Here is a 17,207-nt window from a genome sequence, read left to right as displayed (position 1 = left end):
TTCTCCACAGATCAGAATTGATCCACAGTTTCCGTTCGTCCGCTGGTGGGACGGTCCGATGCTTTCTAGCGTCGAGACATGGAATCCGAGCTGCTGCACCGACGCCTGGCTCCGGCCGGTCGCGAGCTTGATGACGATGATGATGATGACGTCGTGGGGACGACGGCTGGGTTGGAGTCGGAATCGGCGTTGCGCTGGCTCCCGGATTCACTGACGACGGGCGGTGCGCGCGGCTGGCTGGAGTCCATCCGCACCGATCCTGGTCGTGCCGGCATAGTCGCGCTGGGTGCGGTCGGTGTGTTGGCGGTACTGGTCACTGTCTTCACGGTGATGCGTCAGCCGCCGCCTCCGGTGAGTGCGAACCTCCCTCCGGTGCAACCTGCTTCGTCGAGCTCGGTATCCGCGCCAAGTTCACTGGTCATCAGTGTGGTCGGACTGGTCAAGCGGCCCGGGCTGGTCACATTGTCCGGTGGCGCCCGCGTCGCCGACGCGGTGACCGCGGCCGGGGGAGCCGCGGACGGCGCCGATGTGGTCACGCTGAACATGGCTCGACCGGTGGTCGATGGCGATCAGATAGTGGTCGGTCTGGCTCCGGCGCCGGGACAGCCGGTCGGGATGGCGAGCTCGATTATCGCTGCCGGGCTGGCGTCGACCGGTAGTCCCGCCCCCAAGGAGACGGTTCAGTCGGGTCGGGTAAACCTCAACACCGCAATAGAATCCGAGCTCGATGCGCTACCCGGTGTGGGGCCGGTTATGGCGGCGTCAATAGTGCGGTGGCGATCCGAACATGGGAAGTTCACCAGCATCGACCAGCTGTCGGAGGTGGACGGAATCGGTCCCGCGCGGCTGGATAAGCTGCGAGCTTTTGTCGTGCTGTGACGCGTGCCCGCTCCGTGCATTCGGCCGGCGCCGACGAGCCTCTCCTGGATCTGCGACTGGTGCCGCCCGCGCTCGCCGCCTGGGCGGCGACCGCCGCGGGAATCCTGTGGCCGGTCGGCTATGTCACCGCAACAGTGCTAGGGAGCGGAGTACTTGCGGTGCGGCTGCTTCGCGGGCGGCTGGCCAAGGGCCTGGTCACCATGGCGCTAGCGGTCCTCATTGCCGGTATTGGATTCTCGGTGGCAGCGGCGATGAGATACCACGGGGTGCAAAATCACCCATTGGGATCCCTTGTTGGAAAAGTCGTTACGGTGCATCTACGGGTGACCGACGACCCGCGGACCATCACCGGTGGCCGCGCGATGGTGCGCGCAGATCTCGTCTCGATGGGCGAGCCGGCGCAGCCGAGCGCCGGCCCGGTGGTGGTCTTCGGGTCATCGTCGTTACTCAGCGCGGTCGCCGTCGGTGACACGTTTCAGTTGCGCGCGGCGGTCACGCGCTCCCGACGGCATGATCTGACTGTCGCCACACTAGCGGCGACCGGAGACCCCCGGGTGATCGGTGGCTCGCCAATTCATGGCACGGCCAACAGCATTCGTGATCGATTTGTCGATATTGCGCGAAGTGTGCTGCCCGCTGATCAGGCCGCGCTGTTGCCGGCGCTGGTCCTCGGCGACACCAGTGCGCTCGATGCGGGCACCATCGGGATGTTTCGGACATCGGGGCTCGCTCACCTGATGGCGGTGTCGGGAGCCAACGTGTCGATCGTGTGTGGGGCGGTGCTGCTGCTGGGGCGGCTGATCGGGCCGCGGGCCGCGGTGGTGTTGGCGGCGCTGGTTCTCGTCGGCTTCGTCATCCTCGTCAGACCTTCCCCGAGCGTGCTGAGAGCTGCGGTGATGGGTGCGATCGGCCTGCTTGGCGTGCTGACCGCGCGTCGCCGACAAGCCGTACCTGCCTTGGCGGCAACGATTTTGGTGCTGCTGGCAGTGTCACCAGGTCTTGCCGTTGATATCGGTTTTGCGCTGTCCGTGGTTGCCACCGCGGCGCTGGTGGTGTTGGCACCGCGGTGGTCGGCGCGCCTGACCTCGCGGGGCTGGCCCAAGCCGGTCGCTGACGCGTTATGCATTGCCGTGGCAGCCCAGTTGGTGACCGCGCCGCTGATCGCCGCGATCTCAGGGAGCGTCAGTGTGGCGTCCGTTGCCGCCAATTTGGTTGCGGGACTGGTCATCGCGCCGATTACCATCCTCGGCACCGCGGCAGCGGGGCTTGCCGTCATCTCCCCGGTGGCCGCGGGTCTCCTCGTGAGGTTCTGCGGCCCGGAACTGTGGTGGCTGCTGCGAGCCGCGGACTACTCGTCTGCGGGCGGATCGACCGCGATCCCGGTGCCATCGGGCGCGATCGGTTTCGTCGTTATCGCTGTCACGGTTGGAATTTCGGTGTGGCTATGGCGTCGACGGTGGTTCCGCTGGGTGGGGTGGTGCGGCGCGCTGTGCGTACTCGCGTTGATAGTGTCGGCAAGATTGGTGAGCTAGACGGCGACGCTTCCACTTGCCAATGTTGGGTCCGTTCCGGTCATTCGATGAGGTCGTCCAGGTTCGTGTCGCTCGTAGTCGGGCACCGCGGACTATGCCGCGGAAACGGCGAGTTCGAGGCGAGGTGCCTCCGCCGCTACCTTGTGTCGTCGCCAACTATGAGCGGCAACCCGGAGCAGGAATGCGGGTCGTCGCATCAGCGATGGTGAGTCGTGCAGGTGGTTGACGCGGAGGATCGTTTCGGTGATTCGAATGTCGTTCTGCGCCGCGGCCATCATCTTGCCCGCCCACCACGTCGTCAGTCTCCAGGAGACCCGTTGTCCGAGGCGGGCGTTCGCGGGCGGTGCGGTGAACAGGGGAGCTGCCATCTTGTTCTGCTGCCACACCACGTCGATGCGTTCGGCGACGGCGCCGAAGTACCGGTGGGCGAGCCCGGCATCACCTTCGTCGAGGCAGTCCCGCAACACAACCGCCTCGACGATGGCCATCGTCATCCCCTGGCCCTTGATGGGGTCCAGACTGCAGATCGCGTCGCCGATCACCAGCAGACCCTCCGGGAATTCCTGCATCTGGTCGTAGCGCCGCCATACAGCGTCGCGATGCCGAAAGGTGTGCACGTCGCCTATCGGTACCGCGGACCCGATGGTGTCCAATAGTGTTTGAGGAACGAATTGTTCTGCGAATGAAGTCATTTCGTGGAAGGTGGTGGGCGGTTCCTCCATATTGAACTTGCCAAGGGTCATCATCACGGTGCCGTTCTCGCAACGGGCGATGGCTCCGCCATGCGGGTGTTCTGGTGCCGGGTTGAAGAAGGTCAGCTTGTCCAAGGCGATGTCATCGGAAACGTGCAAGAGCTGACTGGCGTACGTTACGGGCGATGCCATGCGGACCTCGGCAGGCCTTTCGCACCCGAGCCGATCCAAGAAGGTTTGAGTCCGTGGAGTCCGTCCGGTGGCGTCGACTACCAGGTCCGCGATGAGGGTTGTGACCAGATTCGTGGATCGCCGCGCTACGCGAACGCCGGTGACGCGGTGCTCCTCGGTCATCGGCTCGATGACATCGTGTCCGTCGAGGAACCTGACATTGTCGATCAGTCGAACATGTTGTCGAACATGAGATTCCAGAAAGGGGCGGGTCGTGAGATAGAGCTTGAAAGTCTCTGGGTCACGGAACTTGTCTGATCGGTTGAACATCTCATGTGGCCCGATCAGAATCCTGACGCGCGAGAGGTCGCCCTCATCGCAGACCGTGGCTCCGTCCGCCCGGAGCTCTCCGAGAATTCCGGGGAACAGTTGTTCCAGCGCCTCGGTGCCTGAACTCATGAACATGTGGATGTGCTGACCCTGTCGCACGCCGTTGCGCGGGGTGGCACCCGCGCCCAATTCGTCGCGCTCGACCACAGTGACCGATTCGTAAGACTCCGACAGCACCCTGGCTGCCAGTAGTCCGGCCATCCCAGCCCCGAGGACTACCGCGTGATCTCTGTGTTCCCGCTTTTCAGGTGTCATCGCTGATCCTTTCGTCTCGATGCACCCTACTCTTACTACTCTCTTAATTTCTTAGAAAAACCTTAGATTTACATCTCTGAGACCTGTGCGGCTGGGCGCGCCGAGCTGTCTTCACCACGTGGGACGATCGTCGGGTGACCGAAGCGCTGCACCTGATCCTGGGAGACGAAGAACTACTGGTCGAGCGTGCGGTGACCTCGGTGCTCCATGCGGTCCGAGGCAAGGCGGGTGCTGATATCCCCGTCAACCGGCTGCGTGCGGGCCTGATCGATGTGGCGGAACTGGCCGAACTGCTGAGCCCCTCGCTGTTCTCCGACGAAAGGGTCATCGTCGTCGACGCCGCGGCCGAGGCGGGTAAGGACGCGGTGGTGCTCATCGAGCAGGCTGCCTCGGATCTGCCGCCGGGGACCTTTCTGCTCGTGCAGCATTCGGGTGGTGGCCGCGCGAAGGCATTGGCGACCACGCTGCAGAACCTCGGTGCCCGGGTGCACAACTGTGCGCGTATCGCTAAGGCCGCCGAACGGGCCGATTTCGTCCACAAGGAATTTCGTCGTCTCGGGCAGAAGGTCGATGCCGATGTGGTCGCCATCGTGATCGATGCCGTCGGCTCCGATATCCGCGAATTGGCGGCCGCGTGTTCGCAATTGGTATCCGATACCGACGGCAATGTCGACGAGGCCGCGGTGCGCCGCTACCACTCCGGACGTGCGGAGGTATCCGGATTCGATATCGCCGACAAGGCGGTGGTGGGGGATGTCGCCGGTTCGACGGAGGCGCTGCGCTGGGCGATGCAGCGGGGCGTTCCGCATGTGTTGTTGGCCGATGCGCTCGCCGAGGCGGTACACACCATCGCGCGGGTGGGACCTATCAAACAGAACGCCTACGCGGCCGCATCCGAGCTGGGGATGCCACCCTGGCGTATCGAGAAGGCACAGAAACAGGCACGCCGGTGGTCGCGTGATGCGGTGGCCGAGGCGATGCGAGTGGTGGCCGCGCTCAACGCCGATGTGAAGGGTGCGGCAGCCGATGCCGACTACGCCCTGGAATCTGCGGTGCGGCGGGTGGCCGAATTGGTGAACACGTGATGCGCCGGGGATGAGCCTTAGGGCACGAAAAAACGCCGAGTGTGCGCGTTAGCGCTCACTCGGCGTTGATCGGAAAGAAAAGAATCAGAGCTTGTTCAGGGCCAGGGCCAGCGCCGACTTCTTGTTGGCGGCCTGGTTCTTGTGGATGACGCCCTTGGTGACGGCCTTGTCCAGCTTGCGGCTGGTCGCCACGAGCAGTTCGCCCGCCTTGTCCTTGTCACCCTCGGCGACAGCCGCGCGGAAACCGCGGACGGCCGTGCGTAGGGACGACTTGGTCGCCTGGTTGCGCAACCGAGCACGCTCGTTGGTGAGGATGCGCTTTTCCTGCGACTTGATATTGGCCACGCGTCAGTTCCTTCGTCAATCGTCTAGTTGGGCGGCGGGCCTCCAGATCGTTGGATCCAGGGCAGCTGATCAGCGCCGCAAGGGAAGAGACTACCAGGCCACCGGCGGAACCTGAAACCGCAGGGATGCCGCCAACGGTCTGATGACCACCAGGTTGCCAGCAAGTATCGCCGATACGCGCGCTCGCCCTGCCGAATGCGCCGAATTGGTGCAGCATGTTTGTGGTGAGCCCGCGAACAGTGATGCCGAACTCGGGGCGGCCGACACGCACGGCGTCATCTCCCCGGCTAACCCGGCGCGATGACCAGATCTTCGGCGGATACCGCGCACTGGTGTCGGAGAAGGGCGCCTACTCCAAGGCCTTCGACGAAATGTTCGACGCGGAGGGCAACGTGCGAGGTCCCTACAAGGGGATCTACGCCGAGCTTGCGCCCACCGACGCCGCCGACCTGGCCGCGCGTGCCGACGCGCTGGGCAGGGCATTCGTCGATCAGGGCATCACCTTCTCGTTGTCCGGTCAGGAACGTCCGTTTCCGTTGGATCTGGTGCCGCGAGTCATCGCCGCCGCCGAGTGGTCGCGACTGGAGCGGGGTATCGCCCAGCGGGTCAAGGCGCTCGAGATGTACCTCGCCGATATCTACGGCGACCAGGAGATCCTGCGTGACGGGGTAATCCCACGTGCCTTGATCACCTCCTGTGAGCACTTCCACCGGGAGGCCGTCGGGATCAACCCGCCCAACGGGGTACGCATCCATGTCGCGGGTATCGACCTGGTGCGCGATGCGCAGGGCACCTTCCGGGTGCTCGAGGACAATCTGCGGTCCCCGTCCGGTGTGTCCTACGTGATGGAGAACCGCCGCACCATGGCGCGCGTGTTCCCCGACCTGTTCACCTCGCACCGAGTGCGCGCGGTGGACGACTACGCCTCGCATCTGCTGCGGGCCCTGCGCAAATCGGCGGCCACCAACGAGGCCGATCCGACGGTTGTGGTCCTCACACCGGGTGTGGCCAACTCCGCGTACTTCGAACACTCGCTGCTGGCACGCCAAATGGGTGTCGAGCTCGTCGAAGGCCGAGACCTGTTCTGCCGCGACAACCAGGTCTACATGCGCACCACCGAAGGCGAGCTGCAGGTGGATGTCATCTACCGCCGCATCGACGACACCTACCTGGACCCCATGCAGTTTCGGCCCGATTCGGTGCTGGGCGTCGCGGGGCTACTCAACGCCGCGCGTGCCGGGAACGTCGTCATTTCGAGCGCCGTCGGCAATGGGGTAGGGGACGACAAACTCGTTTACACCTATGTGCCGACGATCATCGAGTACTACCTCGGAGAGAAACCCATTGTGGCGAACGTGGATACCTACCGATGTTGGCTTGATGAGGAGCGCGAGGAAGTGCTTGATCGCATCGACGCGCTCGTCATTAAGCCCGTGGAGGGATCCGGCGGGTACGGCATCGTGTTCGGGCCGGATTCATCCGAGAAGGAACGCGCCGCGATAGCCAAGAAGATCAGGGCCGATCCGCGCGGGTGGGTCGCACAGCCGGTGGTCCAGCTGTCCACGGTGCCCACGAAGATCGGCGATCAACTGGTACCCCGGCACGTGGACCTGCGCCCGTTCGCGGTCAACGACGGTGATGACGTGTGGGTGCTGCCTGGAGGCCTCACCCGGGTGGCGCTGCCGGAGGGGTCGCTGGTGGTGAACTCCAGCCAGGGTGGCGGCTCCAAGGACACCTGGGTGCTGGCCTCGCGGGCATCCGTCGCCGACCGTGAGCTTTCGGGGGCTGAAGTGGTTCCCGAACTGCCGCAGGCGACGGAGGTTGAACAAGGGCCCGAGGCGGGTACCACGGGGCTGCAGGTGCAACAGCAACAACAACAGCAGCAGGTGATGTCCTAATGCTGGCGCGAAACGCGGAGTCGCTCTATTGGATCGGCCGGTACGTCGAGCGTGCCGATGACACCGCGCGCATCCTCGATATCACGGTGCATCAGCTGCTCGAGGACGCCAGCGTGGACCCCGACCACGCCTCCCGGGTGCTGCTGCGGGTGCTGGGCATCGATGCGCCGGACATCGAGCTCGATGTGTGGTCACTCACCGAGCTTGTTGCGTTCAGCCGGGGAGTGCAGGGCGGGTCGATCGTCGACTCCATCTCTGAAGCCCGCGAGAATGCCCGCGGCGCACGCGAAGTGACTTCTACCGAGATGTGGGAGTGTCTCAACACCACCTACAACGCGCTGGCGGATCGTGAGCGGGCGGCCCGCAGGCTCGGCCCGCACGAGTTCTTCACCTATGTGGAGGGGCGTGCCGCCCAGTTCGCGGGGTTGGCCGACTCCACCTTGAGCCGTGATGACGGTTACCGATTCCTGGTGCTCGGTAGGTCCATTGAGCGCGTGGATATGACTGTGCGGCTGCTGCTTTCGCGTGTCGGCGACCGGGCCTCCTCGCCGGCCTGGGTGACGCTGCTGCGCAGCGCGGGCGCACACGACACCTACCTGCGCACCTACCGCGGGGTGCTGGATGCCAATCGGGTTGTCGAGTTCATGCTGCTGGATCGGTTGTTCCCCCGATCGGTGTTCCATTCGTTGCGGCAGGCCGAGCTGAGCCTGGACGAGCTGGATCACCGACCGCACAGCCGAGTCGGTGCGCGTGCCGAGGCGCAACGGTTACTGGGCCGCGCCCGCAGCGAGCTGGAGTTCATGCGTCCCGGTGTGCTGCTGGAGGATCTGCCGACGCGGCTGGCCGGATTGCAACAAACCTGCCGAGATCTCGGTGAGGCGGTAGCGCTGCAGTACTTCCACGCCGCGCCATGGGTGGCGTGGAGCGATGCCGGTAACGATCAAGATCTGGAACCCATCGAGGAGGGGGAGCTCTGATGTGGCGCGTGCGCATCGTCCACGCCACCGGTTATGCCTACAAGACGCCGGTGACCGCCTCCTACAACGAGGCACGGTTGACGCCGCGTAGCGACGGTCGGCAGAACGTCATCCTCAACCGCGTGGAGACAGTCCCGCCCACGCGCTCGTATCGGTATGTCGACTACTGGGGTACCGCAGTCACGACATTCGACCTGCATGCGCCGCATACCGAGCTGGAGGTGACGGGTCTGTCGGTGGTGGAGACCGATCTCGTCGAAAAGCTCGAGGAGTCTGTGGACTGGGATGAGGTGCACACCACGGCGGTGATCGACCGATTTAACGAATACTTGTCGCCCAGCGCATATGTCCCGCACAGCAAGAGAGTTCAGGCGGTGGGCAAGAAGATCTCGAAGGACGTCACTCCCGCCGAGGCCATTGTCGCGGCGTCGAAATGGGTGCACTCCGAGCTCGACTACGTACCCGGGACCACCGGTGTGCACTCGTCGGCGCTGGATGCGCTCCGCGAACGCAAGGGCGTCTGCCAGGACTACGCACACCTAACACTGGTGCTGCTGCGCAGCATGGGCATCCCCGCACGCTATGTGTCGGGTTATCTGCACCCCAAGCGCGACGCGGTGGTGGGCGAGACGGTCGATGGACAAAGCCATGCCTGGATCCAGGGATGGGCGGGCGGTTGGTGGGACTACGACCCCACCAACGACAGCGAGATCAACGAGCAGTACGTCACCATAGGCATCGGTCGAGACTATTCCGACGTGAGTCCACTCAAAGGCATCTATTCGGGGGGCGGCTCGACGGATTTGGATGTCGTGGTCGAAATCACACGACTCGCCTAACGCGCTGGAATTTGCGGGTTATTGCACAGGTGTCTGGCAAGAAGAGTAATAATGCGTAGACCATGGTGACCAAACAAGCTACCGGGCTATACGGCGGACGAACGGCAGACGAGCGCCGCGCGGAGCGGAGGCGACGCCTCCTTGAGGCGGGGCTCGAGGTTATGGCCAGCTCAGGCTGGGCAGCGACAACGGTTCGGGAGATTTGCAAGACAGCCGGACTAAACACCCGTTACTTCTACGAGTGCTTCGACGGCCTCGACGAGCTGCTCGTCGCCGTCTTCGACTGGATCATCGAGGACAGCATCGCCACGGCAGGTTCGGCGATGGCCACGGCCGAGAAGGACTCACGCTCACAGGTGCACGCCGGCGTTGTGGGTGCGGTGACGGCCTTGACCGCCGACCCGCGGCGCGCTCGGGTGATAGCCACCGAGGCGATGGGTAGTCAGCGGCTCACTCGTCGTCGCATGCGGTTGACGCACTACATGGCGTTGATGCTCGGTGCCGCCCGTGCCGAGTTCGACCCGGATGCCGATCCGAACTACACCGCGGTTCAGGCCGAAGCCCTGGCTGCGGGAGTCGCAGGCACCGTACTTGCCTGGCTCGACGGACGGCTGCGTCTGGAGCGGGAGGAACTGGCCGAGTACACCGCCCAGTTCGTCGATCAGGCCATGTTCACGCCGTCGCCGGTGCACAACTCTGTAGAACACTGAGGCGCACTGATCCGTTGAGCGTTCAGCTCCAGGAGAAGTGTGTGCGCAGACGTGCCGCGACGATGTTGAATCGCTGCACGTCCAGAATCGCGCCCTCGCGCCGGATTCCCTCTTCGGGGACGTCCAGCACTCGGTCGAGTCGTACCCAGCTGGGTCGGCCGTCGTAGTCCCAGCTTCCGCTGCCGAGCGCCACCCAATCCGGGTCGGCCTCGTGACGGTCCTGGCTCGACAGCATCAAGCCGAGGAGTATCGCGCCGTCTCGTCCCACCACGAGCACGGGACGGTCCTTCCCCTGGCTGGGGTCGTCCTCGTAGACCACCCATGTCCACACGATCTCCCCGGGATCGGCGCGGCCGTCCAGGTCGGGCAGGTATTCGATCCGACGGGCCCGGTGGGCCGTGGGCACACTGCGGTTGGTTACCGGCCGACCGGGAATTGCGGTCTGCTGTTCGGTGTCTACGACGCCGATCGCCTCTAGGCCGCGTTGGAGTCCGCGTTGGACGAATTCCGACCCCTGTAGTTGCCGTAGCACCTTCGGGCCTTCGCGGAACACGATTGTTTCCGCGATCTTCCCGAGCCTCCGCCCGAGCGTCTGCCACTGTGACGCCATGGTGCGAGCATACTGACCGGTAGCGGGATGGGGCCCTCACAAGTGGGAGGTGCCCCCCGCGTGTGTAAGAAGCAGGTCTCTTGGCATGGGAGCATGGTGCGGTGCCAAGTTTTGCCGACACGACGTTCACGGACCCGGCGCGCATCCGTAACTTCTGCATCATCGCCCATATCGACCACGGGAAGTCGACGCTGGCTGACCGGATGCTGCAGCTGACCGGTGTGGTCGATGCGCGGTCCATGCGCGCCCAGTACCTGGATCGCATGGACATCGAGCGTGAGCGTGGCATCACGATCAAGGCGCAGAACGTTCGGCTGCCCTGGAAAATCAGCACGGCAGCGGATTCCGCCGAGTATGTGCTACATCTCATCGATACACCCGGGCACGTCGACTTCACCTATGAGGTGTCCCGCGCACTGGAGGCGTGTGAGGGCGCGGTGCTGTTGGTCGATGCCGCGCAGGGTATCGAGGCGCAGACGCTGGCCAACCTGTACCTGGCGCTGGACAAGAATCTGACGATCATCCCGGTCCTCAACAAGATCGATTTACCCGCCGCCGACCCCGACCGATACGCGCAAGAGATCGCGCACATCATCGGCTGCGAGCCCTCCGATGTGCTGCGGGTCTCCGGTAAGACCGGCGAGGGAGTCGAGGCGCTGCTCGACGAGGTGGTGCGGTTGATCCCAGCGCCGCAAGGCAATTCGGATGGCCCGGCGCGTGCGATGATCTTCGACTCGGTGTACGACATCTACCGCGGCGTCGTCACCTACGTGCGTGTGGTCGACGGCAAGATCACCCCTCGCGAGAAGATCGCAATGATGTCGACCGGCGCCACCCATGAGCTGCTGGAGGTGGGCATTGTCTCGCCAGACCCGAAACCCTCTGTGGGCCTAGGGGTCGGTGAGGTGGGGTACCTGATCACCGGGGTGAAGGATGTGCGTCAATCCAAGGTTGGTGACACTGTCACCTCAGCGCGCAGGGGCGCGACCGAGCCGCTCACCGGCTATCGCGAACCCAAGCCGATGGTGTACTCCGGGCTGTACCCGATGGACGGGTCCGACTACCCGAACCTGCGCGAGGCACTGGACAAGCTGCAGCTCAATGACGCCGCGCTGACCTACGAGCCCGAGACCTCGGTGGCGTTGGGCTTCGGATTTCGTTGCGGCTTCCTGGGATTGCTGCACATGGAGATCACCCGCGAGCGGCTGGAGCGTGAATTCGACCTCGAGCTGATCTCGACCGCACCGAACGTGGTGTACCGGTTGGTTACCGAGGATGGGACCGATACGCAGGTGACCAACCCGTCCATCTGGCCCGAGGGCAAGATCCGCTCGGTGTACGAGCCGGTGGTCAAGACCACCATCATCTCGCCGAGCGAGTTCATCGGGTCGATCATGGAGCTGTGCCAGGCGCGGCGCGGCGAGCTCGGCGGCATGGACTACCTGTCCCCGGAGCGGGTCGAGCTGCGTTACACCATGCCGATGGGCGAGATCATCTTCGACTTCTTCGACTTGTTGAAGTCGCGCACCCGCGGCTACGCCAGCCTCGACTATGAGGAGGCCGGCGAGCAGGAGGCGGATCTGGTCAAGGTCGACATCCTGTTGCAGGGAGAGGCTGTCGATGCCTTCAGCGCCATCGTGCATAAGGACAGCGCCGCGGCCTACGGCAACAAGATGACCGGCAAGCTCAAGGAGCTCATCCCGCGCCAGCAGTTCGAGGTGCCGATACAGGCCGCCATTGGGGCGAGAATTATTGCCCGCGAGAATATTCGGGCCATCCGCAAGGATGTGCTCTCCAAGTGCTACGGCGGTGACATCACCCGTAAGCGCAAGCTGCTGGAGAAGCAGAAGGAGGGCAAGAAGCGCATGAAGACCATCGGGCGGGTCGAGGTTCCGCAGGAGGCCTTCGTGGCGGCGCTTTCCACCGAGTCGGCCGCGGACAAGCCGAAGAAGTAGCCGTCGGCTGTTCGCCGGTCGGTAGTTCCGTCGAGCGTGCGGATGGTGTCGAGATCTCGCTGAATTCCGACCGAATCCGCACGCTCGGGCTCAGTGCTCGCACTCCTGACTAGGCATGCCGACGATGACCCCACCCTGCGGCCAGCCGGCGGGCGAGTCCTCCCACGGCTCCTGGCGTCCATACGGCGTCAGATCCAGGAATGGATACCCGACCGCGGAATGGTCCAGCCCGCGCGCGAAGGCCGAGTAGGTATGAAACACCTCATCACCGCGACGCACGAAGATGCTGGCGCCCGGCCAATCACCGTGCAGGTCCTCGTCGCTGAAACCGTCGGCGTGCAGCTCGTCGAGCGACTTGTAGTTGTACTGGATCGGAGCACGTGTCGGGTCGAGCGTGACGTGAAAGTCGTAACTGAAATCGCCGTCGTTGGTCGAGTACCACGGGAACGTCCACCCGTGCTCGTCCCGGTAGCGCGCGATGCTCGCATACGGTGCGCGGGACACGCAGGCGAAGGTGACGCCCTTGTCGGTCAACAGCTTGCGGTCCTTTTCGGTGAAGGTCATTTCGGCGGCCCCGGTGCAGCTGGGACACCCGCGGTCTATCTCGTCGATCCACATGAAGTGATGGATGTACAGGGTGTGTCGTCCCTCGAACATGTCGAGGAGCCGCACCGGCCCGTCGGGACCCTCGAAGAGATAGTCCTTCTCGACCTTGACCATGGGGAGTCGTCGGCGTTCGGCGTTCACGGCATCGCGCAGATGCGTGGCCTCCCGCTCGCGGGTAAGCAGCTTCTTCCGGGCCGCCAGCCAGTCCTCGCGGCTCGCGACGCTGGGGTGGGCAGTTGGAGTTGTCATATACATACCGACCCACTGTGGTTCGAAAACTCATCGCGTCGATACGCTGAGGTCTATGAGTACCGTGCTTGCCGGGCTTCGTCTTCCAGTGGTCGGTGCCCCGATGGCAGGGGGAATCACCACCGCCGCGCTGGCGCGAGGTGTAAGTGCGGCAGGCGGCTTCGGCCTGATGCCCGCCGGGTATCGGACCGTTGCGCAGCTGGAGCAAGACCGCGAGGCGTTGGGTGAGCTTCCCTTCGGTTTCAACGTGTTCGTGCCCACCCCGGATCTGGGTGCGGACCTCGGCGAGTATCTGGACAAGCTGAAGATCTGGGCCGACAAACTTGAGGTCGCACCGGGTGACCCGGTGTGGCATGACGATGCCTATGCCGACAAGATCGAATATCTGATCGCCAATCCGGTGCCCGTGGTGTCGTTCACCTTTGGGGTGCCTTCGGCCGCGGATGCGCACAGGCTGCGCGATGCCGGATCCGAGGTGTGGATCACCGTGACCAGTGCCGTCGAGGCCACGATCGCCGAGGGTATCGGCGCGGATGCGCTGATCGTGCAGGGTCCGGAGGCCGGTGGGCACCGCAGCAGTTTCGATGCCAGCGCCCCCGAGGAACCGCTGGCGGACCTTATTGCGAGCGTGCGGGGGGTGACCGCACTACCGCTGGTTGCCGCCGGCGGAATCATGGACGGCGCCGATATCGCGCGGGTGCTTGCCGCGGGGGCTGCGGCCGCCCAGCTGGGTACCGCACTGGTGGTAACTGAGGAGTCGGGGGCCAAACAGATTTACAAAGACGCTCTGCTGCAACCCGCCGAAACCGTGGTGACACGGGTGTTCTCCGGTCGGCCGGCGCGCAGCATTTCCAATGCATTTCAGCGGGATATGGAATCGGTTGCCCCGGTGAGTTTCCCGGCGCTGAACTCGGCGACCAAGGAGCTACGGGCAAGCGGCGACCCGGATGTGATGTCGCTGTGGGCCGGGACCCAACATCACCGTGCCCGCGCATTGCCGGTGGCGGAACTGATGGTCACCCTGGCCGCCGAGCTGAATGCGGCTCGGGGGTAGGCGCCGATATGAAACCGGTCACTCTGATCTGGGTCGTTGTCATCGCCGCATCCGTACTGATCGGCCTCGACCTGCTGATCTACTCGGCGGGGCCGCGTAGTGGAAGTTCGACGGGTGCCCTGGTGGGGCTCTTGGTCTTCAATCTGATTCTGTTCGCCGGACTCGGCATCTACCTTCGTCGCCGACGCTAAATAAACCGGGGTGTGCCCGGCGGCGCACATACGATGGTCCGATGGTGTCGTCCCTTGATCCCGAGCTGTCGTTAGAAGGACTGATTTCCAGTCAGTCTCCCACTCAGCGTCGCGGCCCCTTCCCGCCGATTGCCGACTACGCATTCCTCTCGGACTGGGAGAACACCTGTCTGATTGCCTCCAACGGGTCGGTGGAATGGATGTGCGTGCCACGGCCGGACTCGCCGAGCATCTTCGGGGCCATCCTCGACCGCAGTGCAGGCCATTTCCGGATCGGCCCGTACGGACACAGCGTCCCGGCCTCGCGGCGATATCTGCCGGGCAGCCTGATGGTGGAAACCACCTGGCAGACCAAGACCGGATGGCTCACCGTCCGCGATGCGTTGGTGCTGGGGCCCTGGCACGACGTCGATTCGCGGTCGAAAACACACCGGCGGACCCCGACGGACTGGGATGCCGAGCACATCCTGCTGCGTACTGTGCGCTGTGTCAGCGGGACTGTCGAGGTGCTGATGAACTGCGAGCCCGCCTTCGACTACCACCGTGACGGGGCCACCTGGGAGTACTCCGGCGATGGATACGGTGAGGCGATAGCCCGGGCAGACAAGAATCCCGAGGCCAATCCGACACTCAAGCTCACCACGAATCTTCGGCTTGGACTAGAGGGGCGGGAAGCGCGGGCACGTACCCGGCTCACCGAGGGCGACAGCGCCTTCGTCGCGCTCAGCTGGTCGAAACACCCTGTCCCGCAGACATATGCGGAGGCCTCCGACAAGATGTGGAAGACCGCCGAAGCCTGGCGGCAGTGGATCAACATCGGCGAATTTCCCGACCATCCCTGGCGCTCGTACCTACAGAGCAGCGCGTTGGTTCTCAAGGGGCTGGCGTACTCGCCGACCGGCGCGCTACTGGCGGCGTCCACCACCTCGCTTCCGGAAACGCCTGGGGGAATGCGTAACTGGGACTATCGGTATTCCTGGGTACGGGACTCGACGTTCGCACTGTGGGGTCTGTACACGCTGGGACTGGACCGTGAGGCTGACGACTTCTTCTCATTCATCGCCGACGCATCGGGTGCGAACAACGGGGAGAGACACCCGTTGCAGGTGATGTACGGAGTTGGTGGCGAACGCACATTGACCGAAGGGGAGCTGCCGCATCTGTCCGGGTACGACGGTGCGCGGCCGGTGCGGATCGGTAACGGCGCCTTCGATCAGATCCAGCATGACATCTGGGGAACCATGCTCGATTCGGTGTACGTGCATGCCAAGTCGAGGGAACAGATTCCGGCGACGTTGTGGCCGATCCTGAAGAATCAGGCCGAAGAGGCTGCGCGGCATTGGCGCGAGCCCGACCGCGGCATCTGGGAGGTGCGGGGAGAGCCACAGCACTTCACCTCGTCGAAGATCATGTGCTGGGTGGCGATGGACCGCGGCGCCAAACTCGCCGAGATGCACGGCGAAAAGAGCTATGCCCAGCAGTGGCGCGGTGTGGCCGACGAGATCAAGGACGACATCCTCGAACACGGCGTGGACAGCCGCGGGGTGCTGGTGCAGCGTTACGGTTCAACGGCTTTGGATGCGTCGCTGCTGCTCGCGGTGCTCAACCGTTTCCTGCCGCCCGACGATCCGCGGATTCGCGCCACCGTGCTGGCCATCGCCGATGAGCTGACCCATGACGGTCTGGTGCTGCGCTATCGGGTGGAGGAGACCGATGACGGATTGAGTGGCGAGGAAGGCACCTTCACCATCTGTTCGTTCTGGTTGGTGTCGGCGCTCGTCGAGATCGGCGAGGTGCGCCGCGCACGGCACCTCTGCGAGCGGCTGCTGTCCTTCGCCAGCCCACTGCAGTTGTACGCCGAGGAGATCGACCCGCGCACCGGACGGCACCTGGGTAACTTCCCGCAGGCGTTCACCCATCTGGCCTTGATCAACGCCGTCGTGCACGTGATTCGAGCCGAAGAAGAGGCAGATGTGAGCGGTACTTTCCAGCCCGCTAACGCACCCACATGAGGGCTCGGGCCGACGCCGCCGCGGTTGCGGTGATGCTGTGCGTGGTCGCGGGTGGTTGCGGCCGCACAGTCGATCAGTCCGAGCAGATGTCTACCGCGGCTCAGTCCTCTTCGGGGACAACGCCGTCCAGTTCTTCGATGGTGCCTGCGGCATTTGGGTATACCCCGATGTTGGAGGCGGTCAAGGGCGTTGAAGGGACAGTCACCTACGACGTGCACCTGCCGCAACTCGCCGGTGGCATGCCCGCCGTGCGAGATCGATTCAACGACGGTATGCGCACCGCATTGCGTGACCTGATCGACGGGCTGCTCGGACCTGAGAAGACGGTGGAGGTGTCGATCACAGACCTCGGGCCCGAGGCGGAGAGTAGTCGCGTCGCCATGATCGGACCGCACGTGGTGGCCGGTGTCCAGCTGTACCGGTCGTTCGCCGGCAGCGCGCACCCCACCGAGTCGGTCGCGACCATCGTGATCAATACCGACACCGCGCAACCCGTCACCTATGACGATCTGTTCCCTCAGCAATACGCGGCTCTGCAACGCCTCAAGCAGGTATTGCCCGAGCTCGATTCGACCGGGAGGTTACGGAGCGACGGTATCTATGGGCCACTTGAGCAATGGCTACCGGTACCGACCGGGTTGCGGTTCTATGTGCCGGTCTCGCACGCCGTGGGTGACTTCGTTCCGGTCACCGTGCCCTGGGAGAGGATCCGTGATCTGGTTACTCCCGAAATCTTGCCGGTGCTGAGCCAATAGCG

Annotated in this window: 16 protein-coding genes; 12 read left to right on the top strand and 4 right to left on the bottom strand. The window is 64.2% G+C overall.

Annotated features, from left to right (window positions below; genetic code table 11):
* Positions 1 to 78: 78 nt before the first annotated feature.
* Complete coding sequence (locus AB0H22_RS09050; protein WP_180751772.1) at positions 79 to 879, top strand: helix-hairpin-helix domain-containing protein; 801 nt, start codon at positions 79 to 81, stop codon at positions 877 to 879.
* Positions 880 to 893: 14 nt separating this feature from the next.
* A complete protein-coding gene (locus AB0H22_RS09045) occupies positions 894 to 2,411 on the top strand; it encodes a ComEC/Rec2 family competence protein (RefSeq protein WP_358146696.1) in 1,518 nt (505 codons plus the stop codon).
* 92 nt (positions 2,412 to 2,503) lie between these two features.
* Here the strand turns inward: AB0H22_RS09045 and AB0H22_RS09040 are convergent, their stop codons facing one another.
* Entirely contained in the window at positions 2,504 to 3,919 is a 1,416-nt protein-coding gene (locus AB0H22_RS09040) for an FAD-dependent oxidoreductase (protein WP_358146386.1), read from the bottom strand.
* Positions 3,920 to 4,053: 134 nt separating this feature from the next.
* Here AB0H22_RS09040 and holA point away from each other — a divergent pair, with 134 nt between their 5' ends.
* Positions 4,054 to 5,004, top strand: a complete 951-nt coding sequence (gene holA / locus AB0H22_RS09035) for a DNA polymerase III subunit delta (protein WP_180751774.1) — start codon at positions 4,054 to 4,056, stop codon at positions 5,002 to 5,004.
* Between the two features lie 84 nt (positions 5,005 to 5,088).
* Here holA and rpsT read toward each other — a convergent pair whose 3' ends face one another.
* Positions 5,089 to 5,349 carry a 30S ribosomal protein S20 gene (rpsT, locus tag AB0H22_RS09030; protein ID WP_180751775.1) on the bottom strand — a complete coding sequence of 87 codons (261 nt, stop codon included), beginning with the start codon at positions 5,347 to 5,349 and terminating at the stop codon, positions 5,089 to 5,091.
* A 242-nt stretch (positions 5,350 to 5,591) separates the two neighbouring features.
* On the opposite strand from rpsT, the gene AB0H22_RS09025 reads away from it, so the two are divergent.
* The 4 genes from AB0H22_RS09025 to AB0H22_RS09010 all read left to right on the top strand — a co-directional run bounded on the left by AB0H22_RS09025 (position 5,592) and on the right by AB0H22_RS09010 (position 9,773).
* Positions 5,592 to 7,247: a circularly permuted type 2 ATP-grasp protein gene (locus AB0H22_RS09025; RefSeq protein ID WP_180751922.1), complete on the top strand. Its 1,656-nt coding sequence runs from the start codon at positions 5,592 to 5,594 to the stop codon at positions 7,245 to 7,247.
* Positions 7,247 to 8,224 carry an alpha-E domain-containing protein gene (locus AB0H22_RS09020; protein WP_180751776.1) on the top strand — a complete coding sequence of 326 codons (978 nt, stop codon included), beginning with the start codon at positions 7,247 to 7,249 and terminating at the stop codon, positions 8,222 to 8,224. Before AB0H22_RS09025 ends, AB0H22_RS09020 begins: the two co-directional genes overlap by 1 nt.
* Positions 8,224 to 9,063 carry a transglutaminase family protein gene (locus AB0H22_RS09015; RefSeq protein ID WP_180751777.1) on the top strand — a complete coding sequence of 280 codons (840 nt, stop codon included), beginning with the start codon at positions 8,224 to 8,226 and terminating at the stop codon, positions 9,061 to 9,063. Before AB0H22_RS09020 ends, AB0H22_RS09015 begins: the two co-directional genes overlap by 1 nt.
* Before the next feature lie 62 nt (positions 9,064 to 9,125).
* Positions 9,126 to 9,773 (top strand): TetR/AcrR family transcriptional regulator, encoded by a 648-nt coding sequence (locus AB0H22_RS09010; protein WP_180751778.1) that lies wholly within the window; start codon positions 9,126 to 9,128, stop codon positions 9,771 to 9,773.
* A gap of 22 nt (positions 9,774 to 9,795) precedes the next feature.
* On the opposite strand, the gene AB0H22_RS09005 is transcribed toward AB0H22_RS09010, so the two are convergent.
* Positions 9,796 to 10,383 (bottom strand): type II toxin-antitoxin system PemK/MazF family toxin, encoded by a 588-nt coding sequence (locus tag AB0H22_RS09005; protein ID WP_358146382.1) that lies wholly within the window; start codon positions 10,381 to 10,383, stop codon positions 9,796 to 9,798.
* A gap of 101 nt (positions 10,384 to 10,484) precedes the next feature.
* Between AB0H22_RS09005 and lepA the strand changes: the two genes are divergently transcribed.
* Positions 10,485 to 12,338, top strand: coding sequence for a translation elongation factor 4 (gene lepA / locus AB0H22_RS09000; protein WP_358146694.1), 1,854 nt, complete (start codon positions 10,485 to 10,487; stop codon positions 12,336 to 12,338).
* Positions 12,339 to 12,428: 90 nt separating this feature from the next.
* On the opposite strand, the gene AB0H22_RS08995 is transcribed toward lepA, so the two are convergent.
* Complete coding sequence (locus AB0H22_RS08995; protein WP_358146379.1) at positions 12,429 to 13,193, bottom strand: DUF899 domain-containing protein; 765 nt, start codon at positions 13,191 to 13,193, stop codon at positions 12,429 to 12,431.
* A gap of 55 nt (positions 13,194 to 13,248) precedes the next feature.
* Between AB0H22_RS08995 and AB0H22_RS08990 the strand changes: the two genes are divergently transcribed.
* Genes AB0H22_RS08990 through AB0H22_RS08975 form a run of 4 tightly spaced genes read left to right on the top strand, consistent with a single transcriptional unit; the run spans position 13,249 to position 17,205 of the window.
* Positions 13,249 to 14,247 carry a nitronate monooxygenase gene (locus AB0H22_RS08990; RefSeq protein ID WP_358146377.1) on the top strand — a complete coding sequence of 333 codons (999 nt, stop codon included), beginning with the start codon at positions 13,249 to 13,251 and terminating at the stop codon, positions 14,245 to 14,247.
* Positions 14,248 to 14,255: 8 nt separating this feature from the next.
* Entirely contained in the window at positions 14,256 to 14,438 is a 183-nt protein-coding gene (locus tag AB0H22_RS08985) for a hypothetical protein (RefSeq protein WP_180751783.1), read from the top strand.
* A gap of 41 nt (positions 14,439 to 14,479) precedes the next feature.
* Positions 14,480 to 16,450, top strand: coding sequence for a glycoside hydrolase family 15 protein (locus tag AB0H22_RS08980; protein ID WP_180751784.1), 1,971 nt, complete (start codon positions 14,480 to 14,482; stop codon positions 16,448 to 16,450).
* Positions 16,447 to 17,205: a hypothetical protein gene (locus tag AB0H22_RS08975; protein ID WP_358146374.1), complete on the top strand. Its 759-nt coding sequence runs from the start codon at positions 16,447 to 16,449 to the stop codon at positions 17,203 to 17,205. Before AB0H22_RS08980 ends, AB0H22_RS08975 begins: the two co-directional genes overlap by 4 nt.
* Positions 17,206 to 17,207 lie beyond the last annotated feature (2 nt).

Source organism: Mycobacterium sp. NPDC050853 (assembly GCF_040653875.1).
Lineage (GTDB): Bacteria > Actinomycetota > Actinomycetes > Mycobacteriales > Mycobacteriaceae > Mycobacterium.
The sequence above is the reverse complement of the archived record's forward strand: the minus strand, read 5'-3'. Positions and strand labels throughout refer to the sequence as shown.